Raw genomic sequence first — 16,489 nt, forward strand, 5'->3', positions numbered from 1 at the left:
ACATACTGTCAATTACCCTATTAGCACTAAAATATTACTTCACATACTTTGATGCTTTCATAAAACTAAGTACGATAAAACCTGCAATAAAAAATACACCTAAAATTAATATGAACAACTTAAGAGAGTTAGTATAAGAAGTTACAATACCAGCAATAATCATTCCTACCACTATTGCAACCTTTTCTGTGACATCGTAAAAGCTAAAATAGGTAGCATGATCATGCGTTTCATCAGGAATCAATTTAGAATATGTAGATCTAGATAATGTTTGTATAGCACCCAATACTAAACCTAAAAATCCACCCAGAGCATAAAATTTCAAATACACATTCGGGTCTTCTCTATTTAATAGATAAGCACCAACGCAAGCAAAAGCCCAGATTATTATCGTAATTTTTAATGCCTTTATATTGCCAATTTTAGTAGATAGCCTGGAAAAAAAATAGGCACCCACTATTCCAACAAGTTGAATTAACAATATTGTAATTATTAAATTACTGGTCTCTAAACCTAAATCTTTAGTGCCAAAAACAGATGCTAACAATATTATTGTTTGAACGCCAACACTATATAAAAAAAATGAAATCAATAATATTTTTAATTGTGACTGTGTTTTAATCTCTTTTAGAACTAATAATAACTCTTTATATCCTTTAAAAATGAAATCTTTTTCGGGCTTACGTTTATAGGGGTTATTTGGTAAATTATTAAAAGTATACTGTGCAAAACCTATCCACCAAATACCAACTGTCAAGAATGATATTCTTGCCGGTAACGTTGAGTCAGTAATGCCATATAATTCAGGCATCATAACCATTGATAAATTAAATGCTAATAAAATTACTGAACCTATATAGCCTAACATAAAACCTTTGGCACTCACTTTATCTTGTTGTTCAGGAAAAGCAACTTTGGGCAAATAAGCGTTATAAAAAACAATGCTTCCCCAAAAACCTATGCTCGCCAAAATGGTAAAAACAATACCAATCCAAATCGTTTCTTTACCTGTAAAGAAAAATAGCATCATCACTGATAAAGATCCTAAAAAACAGAAGAATTTTAAGAATTTTTTTTTATTGCCTGTATAATCTGCAATTGCAGACAATATTGGTGATAACAAAGCAACTATTAAAAAGGAAAAACCTAGGGCATACGAATATATAGTTGTATTGTACCATTCTGTACCTAAAAAATTCACTATACCATTTCCCTCCTTAGTTACCGATTCATAATAAATAGGAAAAACGGCCGTACCAATTACTAAAGAATATACTGAATTAGCCCAATCATAAAACGACCAAGCATTGATTAGTTTTTTATCTCCTCTTTTTAACATAGGTTTGGGGTAGGTTGATAAATTAAAAAGCCGTATATCAATTGAAATACGGCTTACAATGTACTAATTATTTTAAAAGGAGTAGCGAAAATTTGATTATTCAATATCAGCTATTCCGAACGTTTTACTAGATATCAAAAGAAATACTAAATCCACCTATAGTGGTTAGTTGGCTAATGCTTTGGCATTAAATTTTTTAGCCATTACTCTTGCTTTCGGTAAATAAGCCTTTAAATCGGCTATTCTTGACTGGTTAGATGGGTGTGTACTTAAAATTTGTGGCGGTGCTTGACCAGCTCCATCGCGTTGGCTCATTCTGACCCAAACCTCAGCAGCTTCTTCACCATTATAGCCTGCCATAATCATAAATACCAATCCCAGTCTATCGGCTTCACGCTCATGGGTTCTACTAAAAGGTAACATTACGCCAACTGTTGAGCCAATTCCGTAAGCAGTATTCCAAATTTGACGTTGTTCAGGTGATTTATTAGCCGTTGCTACCGCTACGGCCACACCTCCTAATTGTTGTAACGTACCTGTTGACATACGCTCTTGGCCATGTTTGGCAAAAGCATGGGCTACCTCGTGACCCATCACAGCAGCAATACCATCTTCATTTTTACAAATAGGTAAAATACCGGTATAAAAAACCACCTTGCCACCTGGCATACACCAAGCATTTACAGTTTTATCTTCAATTAAATTGAACTCCCATTTATAACTATCTGCTTCTGCTTGCATACCGTTAACCCGCATAAATCGATCTACTGCTTGAGATATTCTAGCACCAATTTCTTTTATTTGCTTTGTTTTAGCTGCATTTGTAGATAATTTATTTTCAGCTAAAAATCCTTGATACTGAGCAAAAGCCATCGGCAATACTTGTGCATCACTTACAAAATTTACTCTTTTTCTACCCGTAATTGGCACTGTACTACAGCTTATTAAAAATAGGGTTACTACAGTCAGGGTAATTATTTTTTTCATCTTTAATATGTTATGTTTTTAAATTGTAAAAGTAAATATACAAAAATTGTTTAACTTCGTAATTATATATTATTACAGCCAATAATTCAAAATTAATGCCAAAAAAAAACACCTTTGAGGTACCCAGTTCAATTATCGGAACCGGACAGTTCTTACAATTATTCTCAAGTAAATTAGCTTCAAATTTTGCATTAAAACTTTTTACTGCACCTCCTAAGTTTAAAGTTCCCGAAAGAGAAGAAATGATGCGTAAGAGTGCAAAAAATATTATGGTTAATATTGCTGCTATAGAAAAAGAAGTGAATATTTATGAATATGGATTTTCCAAAACAAAAATACTATTAGTACACGGTTGGGCTGGGCGTGGTACACAACTCTATGAAATTGCAGACAAATTATTGGAAAACGGCATGATGGTTATTAGTGTTGACCTGCCATCACACGGATTGTCCTCTGGGAAAACGACCAATTTAATTGAATGTATTGCCACTATCGAATTTCTAAATGAAAAATTTGGTCCTTTTGAAGCTGCTATTGGACATTCATTTGGAGGTATGGCATTATTGGCATCCTTATCAAAAAAATCTTTTTTAAATAAATTAGTTACAATAGGCATTGAAGGTTCAAACAATAAAATTTTAGATGTTTTTGTGCAAAAATTGAAGTTAAAACCAAAAGTTGCTGAAACAATGCGTAAGCAAATTAAATCAAAGTTTAAAGTACATCTAGAATCATTAGCTGCACTTACAAGTGCAAAAAAAGTAAAAATTCCCACCTTGGTAGTTCACGATACCCAAGATAAAGATGTAGATGTAAGTTCGGCTTACAAAATACGACAAAATTTAGCAAATGGTAGGCTCATAATTACGAACGGTTTAGGGCATCGAAAAATACTAAGAGACCATAGTACTATAAATAAAATTATAGATTTTTTAAAAAGTTAAAAATGAAGAATACACTTATATTATTAATTATTTCATTAACAATGAGTTGTACAAGTACAGCTCAAAAAAATAATACTAAAAGTAAAAAAACAACTGAAAAAAAAGATAAAATCGTGAAAACAGAAGCAGAGTGGAAAGCTCAATTGACAGATCAAGAATATTATGTTTTACGTCAAAAAGGTACTGACAGACCAGGTGATGGTGGTTATACAAAACATTTCGAAAAAGGCACCTATGTTTGTAGAGCTTGTAATGCCCAGTTATTTGAGTCTGGAAGTAAATACGAAAGCCACTGTGGTTGGCCTTCTTTTGATGATGCCATTCCTGGCACTATAGATTTCACCAAAGATATAAGTCATGGTATGATTAGAACTGAAATAACTTGTACCAAATGTGAAGGCCACTTAGGGCATATTTTTGATGATGGACCTAAAGAGACAACTGGGAAACGCTATTGTGTTAATACTAGTTCCATTAAGTTTGTCCCAGCTGAGAAAAAATAATTGATAATATTTTATTAACTTTAGAGTCCTTGTAATGAGGACTCTTTTTTTGCAGCATGAATAAAAATTATATCAAAAGCATACAGAAGCAATTTGCCTATTACAAAAGTTTGGGAGATAAGACTTTTGAACAACTTAACGACACCGAAATTCATTGGCAGTTTAATAATGATAGTAATAGTATTGCTATTATAACAAAACACATAGTTGGAAATATGCTATCGCGTTGGACTAATTTTTATACTGAAGATGGTGAAAAAGATTGGCGGCACAGAGATACCGAATTTGAAGATACCTATACTTCAAAAACCGAAATGACAACAGCTTGGGAAAAAGGTTGGGATTGTTTATTTAATATAATCAATCAACTTAAAGCAGAAGATTTAGAACGCATTATTTATATAAGGAACGAAGGCCATACTGTTTTAGAAGCAATAAATAGGCAATTGTGCCACTATTCATATCATGTTGGGCAATTGGTTTATGCTGGTAAATTGATTAAAAGTGAACAATGGAAAAGTCTTTCAATTCCTAAAAACGAATCTTCAACTTACAATAAAGAAAAATTTGACAGAGAAAAACATCGTGGTCATTTTACGGATGGCCTATAATGCCTTTAAATAATCAATCTTAAGATTAAAACTTAATGATATATCCCTCTTCTTTAAAATGCTTTTCGATAAGGTTTCTATTGATTATTTTTTTTATAGCATCTTGTAAAAAGCAAATATCCGAATCAGTTACTACACAAAATTTTTGCGATTCCATACAAAGAAATGATAGCATCACCCTTTCTAAGGAATTAGCTGATATAGCTGAAAAAATGCAAGCTAAAACCGGTGTTTACGTTTTAGAAGATGGCGGTGGCTCGTTAATTACTAGAGCTTGGCTTACCGATTATGCTGAAAAAACTATTGATATTCAGTATTTTATTTTTTCTACGGATAACGTGGGACTTATTGCTTGTGATTATTTGGTTAGAGCAGCAGACCGAGGTGTAAAAGTGCGAATTTTGGTTGATGATATTATGGTTGACGCGGATTTAGAAGATGTTTTAATGATGGACTCCCACGAAAATATCAGCATTAAAGTCTATAACCCAGGTGTTAATCTAGGTAAAAGTATTGTCGGCAAACTTAAAAAGTTTGCTACCGACTTTAGAAATGCTAATTTACGAATGCATAATAAAACCTTTATTGTTGATAGTAAAGTAGTTGTTACAGGCGGGCGTAATATTGCTGATGAATATTTTGATTATGACCACGAGTATAACTTTAGAGACAGGGATGTACTTTTATTGGGTAAAATTGCTCCAAAAGTAGAGCGATCTTTTGAACAATTTTGGAATAATGATTTAAGTGTTCCCATTCAAAGTTTAACGGATGAGTTACCAGAAAATTTTAATGATTCCAACCGATTTGAAAAATTACATCAATATGCGTGTAATCCCGAAAATTTTTGGCCTCAAATTCGTTCACAAATTGAAAATTTACCTACTGCATTTAAAAACATTAAAGAATCTGGTGGTTTGGTTTGGACCGACCAAGTAGAATTCGTCTCCGATGCACCAGGAAAAAATGACGGATCCGAAGGTTTGGGCGGCGGTGGTTACACTACTGACGCTCTAATTAAATTGGTTAAAAACGCCAAAACTTCTTTAGACATTCAAACGCCTTATTTAATTACTACTGAATTAAGTCGTAATCTATTTAGTGATGCCATAAAACGCGGAGTAAAAATTAGGATTCTGACCAATAGTCTAGCTTCAACAGATAATTTAGAAGCCTTTAATGGTTATCAACGGGACAGAAAAGCTTTGTTGGAAACAGGTGTAGAAATCTACGAATTTAAACCCGATGCCGAAGAACGTTTTAAAATAATGACAGGTGAACTGCAGGCAAAATTAGATTTTAAACCCATTTTTGGGTTGCATTCAAAATCTATGATTATTGATAATGAAACAACGGTTATAGGCACTTTTAATCTCGACCCTAGAAGTGCCAATCTAAATACTGAATGTTTAGCAATTATTCATGACAAAAAAGTAACCGAAGGTGTTTTAAAAGGTATGGAAATAGAATTTAAACCTGAAAATTCTTGGCGGACAACATTGGATTTTAATCCCGACAATAAAGTCAAAATAGGTAAACGTATAAAAACTTGGACACGCAAAATTGTACCTAAAGAGATTTTGTAGAAGTTTTGTTAAATATCAAAACAGCAAGATTTAGGCAATAAAAAATGATTAATAATCGGCTTTAACTTTGAGTATTTCGTTGATATTTGTTGTGTATTTTGGAGATAAATGTTCTTGACGCATTTTCCACGTTCGTTTCAGGTCTTGATTGGCCAATTTCAATTTATAGTCGCCATATTTATTGTTTAGTTCATCCAATGCGGACATCAACGGTCGGTGCTTAGGATTCTCATGGTTAAATAAATCCAATTGATGATTATCGGTAGGTACCAATCCTGTAACAATAACACCTGCACGTTTATATTTTACACCTTTTTTAAAGATTCTAGCAACCGCTTTAACGGCAGCATTACTTATAACCAGTGATGAATTTGTAGGATAAGGAAATGCCACTGTAGTATTTGCCCTATGGCGTGGTGTATCTTTTTTATGTCTATCGCTGCTTAACAGTACAATTATCATATGACAGCTTGAATTTTGTTTTCGCAACTTTTCGGCACAACTACTGGCAAAAGTCGATACGCGTTCTTGTATATTTATTAAATCAGAAAAAGTATATTCAAAGCTTCTGGTGGTAGCAATTGCTTTTTTAGCTTTATAATTATCTAATTGCAACGTGGCAATACCTTCCAAATCTTTTTTTAATTTCCATTCAGTTATCGAGAAATTTTTCAGTACCCACTCATCTGACAATTGTGAAAAATCGTAAGCTGTTCTAACATTTTTAGCTTTTAAACGCTTTTGCAAGCCATAACCAATGCCCCAGACTGAGGCTATTTTAGTCCATTTTAAGGCTTTTATACGTTTTTCATCAGAATCGATTACAAATATGCCATTGGTTTGTTCGGGGAATTTACGAGCAATTTTATTAGCCACTTTAGACAAGGCTTTTGTCGGGGCAATGCCAACACAAGTAGGAAGTCCAGTCCATTTTAAAATGCGTTGTCTGATATCGTTTCCGTAACTATTAAAATTGTAATTTTCAAATCCTTTAAATTGTAAAAAAGCTTCATCAATACTATATACGTCAACATCGGGTGTAAATTGTTGTAAAATGGACATTACCCTGCTGCTCATATCACCATACAGCGGGTAATTTGAAGAAAACACATGGATGTTATTTTCTTTAAAGAACAGTTTGTACTTAAAAGCAGGAGCTCCCATTGGCAACTCTAAAGCTTTTGCTTCATCGCTTCGAGCGATTACACAACCATCATTATTTGATAAAATAGCAATTGGCTTATGACGTAAATCAGGGTTAAAAGCCCTTTCGCACGAAGCATAAAAATTATTACAATCTACAAGTGCAAACATTTTGTAAAGGTAAATAAAACTATTTTTATACTATTGATTTGATTAGTTTATGCTTAACAAATTTACCTATATTTGCCGCAATTATAAAACTTGGTAATGCTAAAAAAAATAAATCTTCTATTAGTGTTTTTTTGCTTTATAAGCAACTTAGTTGAAGCCCAAAACGATACCGTAAAATTAAAAGAAGTAGTCATTTCTACAAACAGAATATCAATACCTTATTTTAAAACTTCAAGAACTATAAACTTAATAACTGCTAAAGAAATTAAAAACTCTACAGCCACTAATGTTGTTGATGTTTTGCAACAGGTTGCAGGAATAGATGTACGGCAAAGGGGTGTTGACGGCACACAATCCGATCTTTATATTAGAGGGGGTAGTTTTGATCAAACCCTTATTTTAATTGATGGTATTAAAATGGATGACGCACAAACGGGTCATCATACTATGAATGCTATGGTTTCTTTAGATAATATTGAACGCATTGAAATCATTAAAGGCCCAGCTGCTAGAGTGTTTGGTCAAAATGCCTTTGCTGGAGCTATAAATATTGTTACTAAAAAAATTAGTTCTGATGGGTTAAATGCATCAGTAGGCTATGGTTCATATTCAAATTTAAAAATAGCAGCAGGGTATAGAAGGGCATTCGCTAATGGTGATTTGCAAATCCATGCTCAAAAGCAAAAATCAGATGGGTATAGAGCTAATTCTGATTTTGACAATACTTCGGTATTTTTAAAATCGAAAATAAAAAGTTATAACTTTTTGGTTTCGTTGAGTGAACGGAAATTTGGTGCGGAAAATTTTTACACCTCGAATCCAGATTGGAATGAATATGAAGAAACACAGACAAGTTTATTTGCAATATCGTCTGAATACAATACTAAAAATCTAGTTATAAAGCCAAGAATTTATTGGAGAAGAAATCAAGATATGTTTTTGTTAAAACGGTTTGACCCAAGTTTTTTTAGAAACTTTCATATCTCAAATAAAATTGCTGCCGAAACCAATTTTGAACTGACCTCTGGTCTGGGTAAAACAGGATTTGGAATAGACCTAAACAAAGTGTATTTATCGAGTAATAATTTGGGCAACCGCGATAGATTAATGTTAACTTCTTTTTTAGAACATCGTTTTGAAATCGGTAATCAATTGGATATAACACCAGGACTGGCATTTACCTATTTTTCTGATTTTGACACACAGATTTTCCCTGGTTTAGATGTGGGTTTTTCGGTTTCCGACCAAATTAAAATTTACGGGAATATAGGCTACACATATCGTATTCCTACATATACGGATTTATATTATTCCGATCCGGCAAATGAAGGTAATCCTGATTTAAAACCAGAATCTGCTCTTTCTGAAGAGATCGGCTTTAAATATACTACACCTAAAATCCAATTCAATTTGGCTTTTTTTAACAGAGATTCAGATAATTTAATTGACTATACCAAAGAAAACGAAGCTGATAAATGGAAAGCTCAAAATTTTAGCAAGGTCAACACCAAAGGTTTTGAAACATCGTTCCGTTATAATTTTAATGCGGCTGGTTTTAATCAATATATAAAATTGGGCTATAATTTTATTGATGACGATATTAAAGATGTTGATGCAACCTTTACTAGATATGGACTAAATAGTTTAAAACACCAAGTTACATCGAGCTTTCATACGCAATTTTTATCTTTTTTAGATCAAAGTGTCAGTTTTAGGTTTGTGGAAAGAACAAATGGACAAACCTTCAATTTGGTAGATGTTAAGTTAAGAGTCAAGTTCAACAAAATGGAAATTTCTGCAAATGCAAATAATATCTTTAATACGGAATATAGAGAGCAAGGTTTGATACCAATGCCAAAGGGAAATTTTATGTTTGGGCTATCCTATAATTTTCTATAGTAGTACTTTTCGTATATTTACCTAGTCCAAAACCCTAGTCATGAGAGCTTTATTTTTTATTATACTGCTGTTTAGTGCTGCATGCTCACAAACACAAAAAAATCCACTTGAAAAAGCATTGACCTCTAAAGAAGAGAAGATACGTGCTGTAATGGATAGCTTGGAACAGTATGAGGTGCAAATTTTATTTACCGAAGTAAGTAGAGATATAGAAAATAATATTGTCTTTAAAGATTTCGAATTTCAGGTTAATGATAACAACTATTTTTATCCAGCAAGTACGGTAAAATTCCCAACCGCCATTTTAGCCTTGGAAAAACTGAACGAAGATAATCGGTTTGACAGAAATACCAAGTTTTTTGTTGAAGGTGATTCGCTCACCACTACTTTTGCTAATGAAATCAAAAAAATATTTGCCGTAAGCGATAATGAAGCCAATAACAGGTTGTTTGAATATCTGGGGCAAGATGAAATCAATACTCGCCTAAAAACCAAAGGTATAAAAGCACGTTTTTCACATCGATTATCTGTGCCAGATTCAGACGAGCTTACCACCAAACCGCTTCTTTTTTATATAAACGATAGTACTACAACGCCCACTACTCAGATAGTAAACAAGTCGTTGGAATCTTTGAGCATTGAAAAATTAAGTAAAGGGAAAGGGTATTTGGACAAGGGCGAATTGGTCAATAAACCTATGGATTTTTCTTTTAAAAATTATCTACCTGTTACTTCTTTACACAATACGATGAAACAATTGATGTTTCCTGAAATTTATCCTAAAGAAAAACAATTTCATTTATTGGAAAATGATAGGAAGTTTTTGATGGATATGATGAAAATTTCGCCCAAAGAAGCGGGTTATAATGGCGATGAATATTATGATAGTTATGTGAAATTTTTGATGTTTGGCGATGATAAATCGGCCATGCCAGACCACATTGAAATATATAATAAAGTAGGGTATGCCTATGGGTATTTGACCGATTGTGCATATATAAAAAACAGAACAACCAACAAAGAATATATCATCACCGCTACCATACACGTTAATAAAAATAGAATTTTTAACGATGGCGTCTATGAAACCGAAACCATTGGTATTCCTTTTTTAGCAGAGCTAGGCAGACAATTGGTTCTTAAATAAATTTGAAACTTACATTTTAACTTTAGAAATTTTATCATGATATTTAGCCACTAAACCTAATGCTGCAGAACCGTACCAAGGGTGAAGCTCCATAACCAAGCTTCCTGCTTGTATTGCAGGGTCGGTTTCTGTTAATTTTTTAGCTTCATCAACGGTTTCAACGTTAAAAATGTAAATACCCCTTAATTCTCCATTATCTAAAAATGGTCCAGCAATTGCTAATTTCCCTTCTTCAGCCAGTCTTTTTATATTTGACATATGTGCCATTTGTAAATTCGTCGCTTTAATAGAATCTTTGGTTCTATTTGGTCCTTTTTTTAAAAAGGCCATTACATAACGCTTCATTCCATAGTTATCCGCACCTAGTTCATTAGCCAGTTTTTCATCAAAAGTTGCTGTTTCTTCTTGAGCGTAAAAAGAAGTTGATATGACCAGTGCAAAAATTAAAAGTAAAGTTTTCATATAAAAATATTTTTATTGTTTTTTGATGATTTCACTCTTTCATTGAACTTTAAATACAAGTTAATCCAATGTTTAAAAATCCTTTGGGTTCTGACCCCTTCGGAAAGTACATAGCAATAGCCTTTTAAGGTTTTACCTTTCATAACCATGGGTTCGTAACCATGTTTTTCTGCCAACTTTTCTTCTAAAATTGGATCAAACCTGCACATCCAACAATTCTTACTCACGCTGACGCACATTTTTCCATTAACCATAAAAGCCAGCCCGCCGAACATTTTCTTTTCTTCAATGGTTAAATCGGAGAAATTAATTACGTATTCTCTTATTCTGTCGGCAAGTTTGGTACAGTAGGACATAAATTAAGCCAAGTGTTAAGATAATTTACGCATAAAGTTTTGCTAAAATGCAAACAAAGTTAGAATATTTTTGTAAATCGTTATAGAATAAAATTTTATTAAGTAGTTGTATTAGGTATTGAAGATTCGTGTTGTCATCTAGTAGCAGATATCAAAAAGTTCATAAAAGGATTGGGTATGTATAAAGGGCTGTAAATCATATTAAGTTAAAATATATCCACTTTTTGTAGGGCATTTTTTAATCACAATCCTAACTTATCCATTTTAGCTTTTTCGTACTGGCTGTCTTCCGCTGGATATCTTATTAAATGCTTAAGTTTATCCGAATCTTTTGCCAAAGACCAAATTAAACTCTCACCAGCACTTTTAGGTTTTGAATCAAAAATAGGGTCTTTAAAAGCATCATCGGCATCAATAAGTTCCCAACCTTTTTCCTTAAAATGTAAAATCAAATCATCTAAAAACAGAGCAGCAGCTAAATTATGATGTAATAGCAAAGTATGTTTAATATGTCTGCCCGTTAACTGGAATGAGATTTTCTCGTAATATTCTGCTTTTTCAAAAAGATGGTCTAAGTAATATTTTTTAAAACCTTCAATATCTGCTTTCGGATTTTCTTTTAAGCGTTTTATTAATCGACTATCCACATACCAATCTGAAGCATCAATAGTTACATAACCGTTTTTATAATCTTGTTCTATCAGAAACTTTCTGATGCTATCTACTTTTGCTTGAGTGTTACCCTCTTTTAAATAAGGAAACCGGAAAAGTTTAATATAGTTGTCATACTTTTTAATAACTTTATCGGTCTTGATGATTTCTTTTTTAAAATCTTCAAAACTTATTTTTTCATTATTGTAATTTGGGTGCGTAAAAGTATGATTTGCAATATTATGACCTTTATCGTTCCAGCTTTTCAATAGAAATTTACCTTTTTCATTTGTTTTATTACGACCAGTAACAAAGAAAACTGCTTTTAAATCGGCATCATCTAAATTGTCAAGTAACATTTTGTTCCATTGCTCAAAAGGATAACCTGGCCTGTTTGCTGTTGAGCCATCATCAAAGGTAAAGCTCACTTTGGGTTGGGCGGAAAGTGTAATCGTGGTAAGAAATAAAAGAAATAAAATTTTATTTTTCATTTTGCTTATGTAAAGTAGAATGCTAAATTAGACTTTTTATAATAAATTTTAGTTCATGAAAACTTTTCAAAAAGAAATAAAATTAAAACCTTTTAAAAGAGGGTTTCATCTAATTACGGATGTAATACTTAAAGCCATTCCCGAAATAGAAGAAATTAAGATTGGAATGTTTCAAGTGTTTATAAAACATTCTTCGGCCAGTTTAACCATAAACGAAAATGCCGACCCAACAGTAAGACAAGATTTTGAAAGCCATTTTAACGTAATGGTTCCAGAAAATGCTTCGTATTACATGCATACCTATGAAGGAGCAGATGATATGCCTGCCCATATAAAAGCATCACTTTTGGGAGCTTCTGTGCAGGTGCCAATTACAAATGGTAAATTAAATTTAGGAATATGGCAAGGTGTTTATCTCTGCGAGCATCGTAATTATGCTAATTCAAGATCTTTGGTTATTACAGCTTTTGGAAATTAAAACCAATTAACATTTAGATTTAAGTAATTGTTCCAAAACAATTTCAACACCTTGTTCATTGTTGCTCTTCGTTGAAAAATTAGCGATTTTTTTTACGTTAGGATGGGCATTTTCCATAGCATAACTAAAATCGGCCAATGATAACATCTCCAAATCGTTGTTATAATCACCAAAAACCATAGTCTCAGCTTTACTAATTCCCATTTTTTGTTGTAAATGTTCTAAGGCATAACCTTTATTTGCATTGGCATGCGACATGTCCAACCAATTTTTACCTGAAACTTTGATTTTTATCTCATGCTCTAGATGCTTTAAAGCAGGGTAAAGATATTTCTCGGAAGATTTAAAATGGTAAACAGCTATTTTTAAAATATTGTCATCCATAACCTCTTTAAGATCTTTAACAATTTTGTATTTACTATAATATTCATCAAATAATGATATAAAATCTTGATCTTCAGTTTCAATATAGGCACTTTCCTTTCCGCATAGCACCGCGTAACCACCATTTAGTTGACGGATTATTGAAATTAATTGTTGCGTTTTTTCCGCTTCTAAATCTGTAAATAAGAGTTCTTTATCTCCTTGCATGGTAATGCCCCCATTTTCGGCAACAATAGTTATATCTTCTAAAATGGACTCAAATTTAGAACGCATGCTGTGATATTGTCGGCCACTTGCAGCAACAAAATGAATATGATCTTTTAATTGATTAAACAAGTTGAAAAATTCATCACTGACTTCATGTTTTGAGTTCAGTAATGTTCCGTCCAAATCTGTTACTACTAATTTAACTTTAGATAAATCCATCAAAAACATTAATTTAAGTAAAAAATAGTTTAATAAAAAATCAAATGCTAATAAACAAAAATCCCGAACAAAAAGCTCGGGATTTTCAATAAGTAAGAATATTGTTATTTATTTAACTTTATCTACGATTGCTTTGAAAGCGTCAGGATGATTCATTGCTAAATCAGCCAACACTTTTCTGTTCAGTTCAATATTATTGGCTTTTACTTTGCCCATAAATTGAGAATAAGACATTCCATGTTGACGAGCTCCAGCGTTTATCCGCTGAATCCACAATCCTCTAAAGTTACGTTTGTTGTTTTTTCTATCACGGTAAGAATAAGACATTGCTTTTTCTACCGCATTTTTAGCTACTGTGTAAACATTTTTACGTCTTCCAAAATAACCTTTAGCTTGTTTTAATATTTTTTTTCTACGAGCTCTTTTAGCTACTGAGTTTACCGATCTTGGCATAGTTTTAATTGTTTTTGAGTTAGGCAGCCTTAATTTTTATTGGCATTTTAATGAGCACTAACACATGGTTAATAATAATTACCTATACACTTAACTTGTGGTTAAGTCTATTTTAATTTTAACATTTTTAACACGTTCATTTCATCAGCTTTATGTACTAATCCTGAATGTGTTAATTTTAGCTTACGCTTTTTAGATTTTTTTGTCAATATATGACTCTTAAAAGCATGCTTTCTTTTAATTTTACCAGTACCTGTTAGCTTAAAGCGTTTTTTAGCACTAGATTTTGTTTTCATTTTAGGCATTTTCTCCTACTTTTTATATTTATTCTTACTTACTTTATTTTTTCTTTGGAGCAATAAACATTGTCATTCGTTTCCCTTCTAATCTTGGTAATTGTTCTACCTTACCGTAATCTTCCAAATCGGTGGCTAACCTTAATAATAAAATTTCACCTTGATCCTTGTAAACTATCGAACGACCTTTAAAAAATACATACGCCTTAAGCTTAGCACCTTCGCTTAAAAACTTAATAGCATGTTTCTTTTTGAAATCATAATCATGGTCGTCAGTATTTGGACCAAAACGGATCTCTTTCATTACAACTTTACTCGCTTTAGCTTTTAAAGCTTTTTCGCGTTTCTTTTGTTCGTATAAAAACTTTTTATAGTCAATAACTTTACAAACTGGTGGTGATGCATTTGGCGATATCTCTACAAGATCTAACTCTAACTCTTCAGCAATTTTCTTTGCTTGTGCTAAAGGATAAACTCCTATTTCTACGTTATCTCCAACTAAACGAACTTCTTGAGCTCGAATGTTACCGTTTATGCGATGTGCATCTTCTTTTTGTATTCTCCAAGGTTTTCTACCCCCTTTTCTTCGTATTGCTATGGCTATAAAATTTTAATTAAACTTAAACTGTTCTAATGTACTATTTATTTCTTTGTTTACCAAAGATGAAAAATCTTTAACTGTCATTTTTCCTAAATCTTCACCTCCGTGCTTTCTAACTGAAATAGTTTCAGAGTTTTCCTCATCTTCACCTATAATAATCATAAACGGAATCTTAGTAACTTCTGCGTCTCTAATCTTTTTACCCGTCTTTTCGTTTCTATTATCAATCAGGCCGCGAATTTCGTAATTTTCCAGCAATTGTAAAACTTTTTTACTATATTTTTCATATTTCTCACTGATTGGCAGTAAAATAACTTGCTCAGGCATAAGCCATAGTGGAAAGTTGCCTCCAGTATGCTCTAATAATAAGGCAATAAAACGTTCCATAGATCCAAAAGGGGCTCTATGAATCATTACAGGTCTATGTAATTGATTGTCAGAGCCTTTGTAAGATAAATCAAAACGTTCAGGCAAAGTATAGTCAACCTGAATGGTGCCTAATTGCCATTTTCTACCTAAAGCATCCTTTACCATAAAGTCTAGTTTAGGCCCGTAAAAGGCAGCTTCACCACTTTCTATAATATAAGGCAATCCTTTGTCTTCAGCGGCATTAATAATTGCTTGTTCAGCCTTATCCCAAAGTTCAGGGTCTCCAATGTATTTATCAGGATCATCCATATCCCTAACTGAAACTTGAGCGGTATAATTGTCTAACCCTAAAGAATTTAGTACATATAAGGATAAGTCAATAACATTTTTAAATTCTTGGTCTAATTGATCAGGGGTACAAAAAATGTGAGCATCATCTTGAGTAAAACCTCTAACACGAGTTAAACCATGTAGCTCACCACTTTGCTCATATCTATATACCGTACCAAATTCTGCAAAACGTTTTGGTAAATCTTTATAAGAATACGGTTTGTTATTGTAAATTTCACAATGATGTGGGCAGTTCATCGGTTTTAGCAAAAATTCTTCATCCTCTTTTGGGGTATTAATCGGTTGAAAACTATCCTCACCATACTTAGCATAATGTCCTGAGGTTACGTACAATTCTTTTTGACCAATATGTGGTGTTACCACCATTTCGTAACCTGCCTGTTTTTGTGCTTTTTTCAAAAAATTCTCTAATCTTTCACGCAAAGCAGCACCTTTCGGTAACCATAAAGGTAAACCTTGTCCCACTTTTTGCGAAAAAGTAAACAATTCAAGTTCCTTACCTAATTTTCTATGATCACGTTTTTTAGCTTCTTCAAGTCGATGTAAATATTCAGTTAGCTCCTTTTGTTTTGGAAACGAAATACCATAAACACGGGTTAGTTGCTTATTGTTTTCATCACCTCGCCAATAGGCACCGGCTACACTCATTATTTTAACTGCTTTTATGAATCCAGTATTAGGGATGTGGCCACCGCGACATAAATCTGTAAAATCAGCATGATCGCAAAATGTAATCTCACCATCAGTCAAGTTTTCGATCAACTCAACTTTAAACTCATTATTACGCTCCTTATAATAATTTAAAGCATCCGCTTTTGAAACCGCACGCAATTTAAATTCA

18 protein-coding genes (1 of these 18 running past the window's edge) are annotated in these 16,489 nt (G+C 32.7%); 7 read left to right on the forward strand and 11 right to left on the reverse strand.

Annotation, left to right across the window (positions count from 1 at the left end; genetic code table 11):
• Positions 1–34: 34 nt before the first annotated feature.
• Positions 35–1,339, reverse strand: coding sequence for an MFS transporter (locus U5A88_RS03650; RefSeq protein WP_354203863.1), 1,305 nt, complete (start codon positions 1,337–1,339; stop codon positions 35–37).
• Positions 1,340–1,504: 165 nt separating this feature from the next.
• The gene (locus U5A88_RS03655) at positions 1,505–2,326 is read right to left on the reverse strand and encodes a M48 family metallopeptidase (RefSeq protein ID WP_354203864.1); all 822 of its coding nucleotides are present in this window, start codon (positions 2,324–2,326) and stop codon (positions 1,505–1,507) included.
• Between the two features lie 95 nt (positions 2,327–2,421).
• On the opposite strand from U5A88_RS03655, the gene U5A88_RS03660 reads away from it, so the two are divergent.
• From U5A88_RS03660 to U5A88_RS03675, 4 genes are all read left to right on the forward strand, one after another.
• Positions 2,422–3,270: an alpha/beta fold hydrolase gene (locus U5A88_RS03660; protein ID WP_354203866.1), complete on the forward strand. Its 849-nt coding sequence runs from the start codon at positions 2,422–2,424 to the stop codon at positions 3,268–3,270.
• A gap of 2 nt (positions 3,271–3,272) precedes the next feature.
• Entirely contained in the window at positions 3,273–3,773 is a 501-nt protein-coding gene (msrB, locus tag U5A88_RS03665; RefSeq protein WP_354203867.1) for a peptide-methionine (R)-S-oxide reductase MsrB, read from the forward strand.
• A gap of 56 nt (positions 3,774–3,829) precedes the next feature.
• Positions 3,830–4,384, forward strand: coding sequence for a DUF1572 family protein (locus tag U5A88_RS03670; protein ID WP_354203869.1), 555 nt, complete (start codon positions 3,830–3,832; stop codon positions 4,382–4,384).
• Positions 4,385–4,596: 212 nt separating this feature from the next.
• The gene (locus U5A88_RS03675) at positions 4,597–5,970 is read left to right on the forward strand and encodes a phospholipase D family protein (RefSeq protein WP_354203871.1); all 1,374 of its coding nucleotides are present in this window, start codon (positions 4,597–4,599) and stop codon (positions 5,968–5,970) included.
• Between the two features lie 48 nt (positions 5,971–6,018).
• Here U5A88_RS03675 and U5A88_RS03680 read toward each other — a convergent pair whose 3' ends face one another.
• Positions 6,019–7,284, reverse strand: coding sequence for a Y-family DNA polymerase (locus U5A88_RS03680; RefSeq protein ID WP_354203872.1), 1,266 nt, complete (start codon positions 7,282–7,284; stop codon positions 6,019–6,021).
• Between the two features lie 96 nt (positions 7,285–7,380).
• Between U5A88_RS03680 and U5A88_RS03685 the strand changes: the two genes are divergently transcribed.
• Complete coding sequence (locus U5A88_RS03685; protein WP_354203874.1) at positions 7,381–9,183, forward strand: TonB-dependent receptor; 1,803 nt, start codon at positions 7,381–7,383, stop codon at positions 9,181–9,183.
• Between the two features lie 40 nt (positions 9,184–9,223).
• Complete coding sequence (locus U5A88_RS03690; protein ID WP_354203875.1) at positions 9,224–10,330, forward strand: serine hydrolase; 1,107 nt, start codon at positions 9,224–9,226, stop codon at positions 10,328–10,330.
• Between the two features lie 9 nt (positions 10,331–10,339).
• Here U5A88_RS03690 and U5A88_RS03695 read toward each other — a convergent pair whose 3' ends face one another.
• The 3 genes from U5A88_RS03695 to U5A88_RS03705 all read right to left on the reverse strand — a co-directional run bounded on the left by U5A88_RS03695 (position 10,340) and on the right by U5A88_RS03705 (position 12,290).
• Complete coding sequence (locus tag U5A88_RS03695) at positions 10,340–10,792, reverse strand: YciI family protein (RefSeq protein ID WP_354203877.1); 453 nt, start codon at positions 10,790–10,792, stop codon at positions 10,340–10,342.
• The gene (locus U5A88_RS03700) at positions 10,789–11,148 is read right to left on the reverse strand and encodes a TfoX/Sxy family protein (RefSeq protein ID WP_354203879.1); all 360 of its coding nucleotides are present in this window, start codon (positions 11,146–11,148) and stop codon (positions 10,789–10,791) included. The genes U5A88_RS03695 and U5A88_RS03700 overlap by 4 nt, the downstream gene beginning before the upstream one ends.
• A 242-nt stretch (positions 11,149–11,390) precedes the next feature.
• On the reverse strand, positions 11,391–12,290 hold the full coding sequence (locus U5A88_RS03705; protein ID WP_354203881.1) for a polysaccharide deacetylase family protein: 900 nt from the start codon (positions 12,288–12,290) through the stop codon (positions 11,391–11,393).
• A 55-nt stretch (positions 12,291–12,345) separates the two neighbouring features.
• On the opposite strand from U5A88_RS03705, the gene U5A88_RS03710 reads away from it, so the two are divergent.
• Positions 12,346–12,768: a secondary thiamine-phosphate synthase enzyme YjbQ gene (locus U5A88_RS03710; protein WP_354203883.1), complete on the forward strand. Its 423-nt coding sequence runs from the start codon at positions 12,346–12,348 to the stop codon at positions 12,766–12,768.
• Between the two features lie 6 nt (positions 12,769–12,774).
• On the opposite strand, the gene U5A88_RS03715 is transcribed toward U5A88_RS03710, so the two are convergent.
• The 5 genes from U5A88_RS03715 to thrS all read right to left on the reverse strand — a co-directional run.
• A complete protein-coding gene (locus U5A88_RS03715) occupies positions 12,775–13,578 on the reverse strand; it encodes an HAD family hydrolase (protein ID WP_354203885.1) in 804 nt (267 codons plus the stop codon).
• A gap of 108 nt (positions 13,579–13,686) precedes the next feature.
• Positions 13,687–14,031, reverse strand: a complete 345-nt coding sequence (gene rplT / locus U5A88_RS03720; protein WP_354203887.1) for a 50S ribosomal protein L20 — start codon at positions 14,029–14,031, stop codon at positions 13,687–13,689.
• A gap of 107 nt (positions 14,032–14,138) precedes the next feature.
• A complete protein-coding gene (gene rpmI / locus U5A88_RS03725) occupies positions 14,139–14,336 on the reverse strand; it encodes a 50S ribosomal protein L35 (protein ID WP_354203889.1) in 198 nt (65 codons plus the stop codon).
• Between the two features lie 34 nt (positions 14,337–14,370).
• Positions 14,371–14,886, reverse strand: coding sequence for a translation initiation factor IF-3 (gene infC, locus U5A88_RS03730; protein WP_354208125.1), 516 nt, complete (start codon positions 14,884–14,886; stop codon positions 14,371–14,373).
• Between the two features lie 51 nt (positions 14,887–14,937).
• On the reverse strand, positions 14,938–16,489 hold the 3' portion of the coding sequence (gene thrS, locus U5A88_RS03735) for a threonine--tRNA ligase (RefSeq protein ID WP_354203891.1). The gene runs 398 nt beyond the window's last position; 1,552 of the gene's 1,950 nt are visible here — the last part of the coding sequence; its start codon lies beyond the right edge, outside the window; the stop codon is at positions 14,938–14,940.

This window comes from Aureibaculum sp. 2308TA14-22, from assembly GCF_040538665.1.
In the GTDB taxonomy this organism is placed as follows: domain Bacteria; phylum Bacteroidota; class Bacteroidia; order Flavobacteriales; family Flavobacteriaceae; genus Aureibaculum.

What these genes read in the sequence shown, in the direction of transcription:
- U5A88_RS03650 (WP_354203863.1), bottom strand. Translation starts at nt 1,339, where the DNA reads ATGTTAAAAAGAGGAGATAAAAAACTAATCAATGCTTGGTCGTTTTAT.
- U5A88_RS03655 (WP_354203864.1), bottom strand. Translation starts at nt 2,326, where the DNA reads ATGAAAAAAATAATTACCCTGACTGTAGTAACCCTATTTTTAATAAGC.
- U5A88_RS03660 (WP_354203866.1), top strand. Translation starts at nt 2,422, where the DNA reads ATGCCAAAAAAAAACACCTTTGAGGTACCCAGTTCAATTATCGGAACC.
- msrB (WP_354203867.1), top strand. Translation starts at nt 3,273, where the DNA reads ATGAAGAATACACTTATATTATTAATTATTTCATTAACAATGAGTTGT.
- U5A88_RS03670 (WP_354203869.1), top strand. Translation starts at nt 3,830, where the DNA reads ATGAATAAAAATTATATCAAAAGCATACAGAAGCAATTTGCCTATTAC.
- U5A88_RS03675 (WP_354203871.1), top strand. Translation starts at nt 4,597, where the DNA reads ATGCAAGCTAAAACCGGTGTTTACGTTTTAGAAGATGGCGGTGGCTCG.
- U5A88_RS03680 (WP_354203872.1), bottom strand. Translation starts at nt 7,284, where the DNA reads ATGTTTGCACTTGTAGATTGTAATAATTTTTATGCTTCGTGCGAAAGG.
- U5A88_RS03685 (WP_354203874.1), top strand. Translation starts at nt 7,381, where the DNA reads ATGCTAAAAAAAATAAATCTTCTATTAGTGTTTTTTTGCTTTATAAGC.
- U5A88_RS03690 (WP_354203875.1), top strand. Translation starts at nt 9,224, where the DNA reads ATGAGAGCTTTATTTTTTATTATACTGCTGTTTAGTGCTGCATGCTCA.
- U5A88_RS03695 (WP_354203877.1), bottom strand. Translation starts at nt 10,792, where the DNA reads ATGAAAACTTTACTTTTAATTTTTGCACTGGTCATATCAACTTCTTTT.
- U5A88_RS03700 (WP_354203879.1), bottom strand. Translation starts at nt 11,148, where the DNA reads ATGTCCTACTGTACCAAACTTGCCGACAGAATAAGAGAATACGTAATT.
- U5A88_RS03705 (WP_354203881.1), bottom strand. Translation starts at nt 12,290, where the DNA reads ATGAAAAATAAAATTTTATTTCTTTTATTTCTTACCACGATTACACTT.
- U5A88_RS03710 (WP_354203883.1), top strand. Translation starts at nt 12,346, where the DNA reads ATGAAAACTTTTCAAAAAGAAATAAAATTAAAACCTTTTAAAAGAGGG.
- U5A88_RS03715 (WP_354203885.1), bottom strand. Translation starts at nt 13,578, where the DNA reads ATGGATTTATCTAAAGTTAAATTAGTAGTAACAGATTTGGACGGAACA.
- rplT (WP_354203887.1), bottom strand. Translation starts at nt 14,031, where the DNA reads ATGCCAAGATCGGTAAACTCAGTAGCTAAAAGAGCTCGTAGAAAAAAA.
- rpmI (WP_354203889.1), bottom strand. Translation starts at nt 14,336, where the DNA reads ATGCCTAAAATGAAAACAAAATCTAGTGCTAAAAAACGCTTTAAGCTA.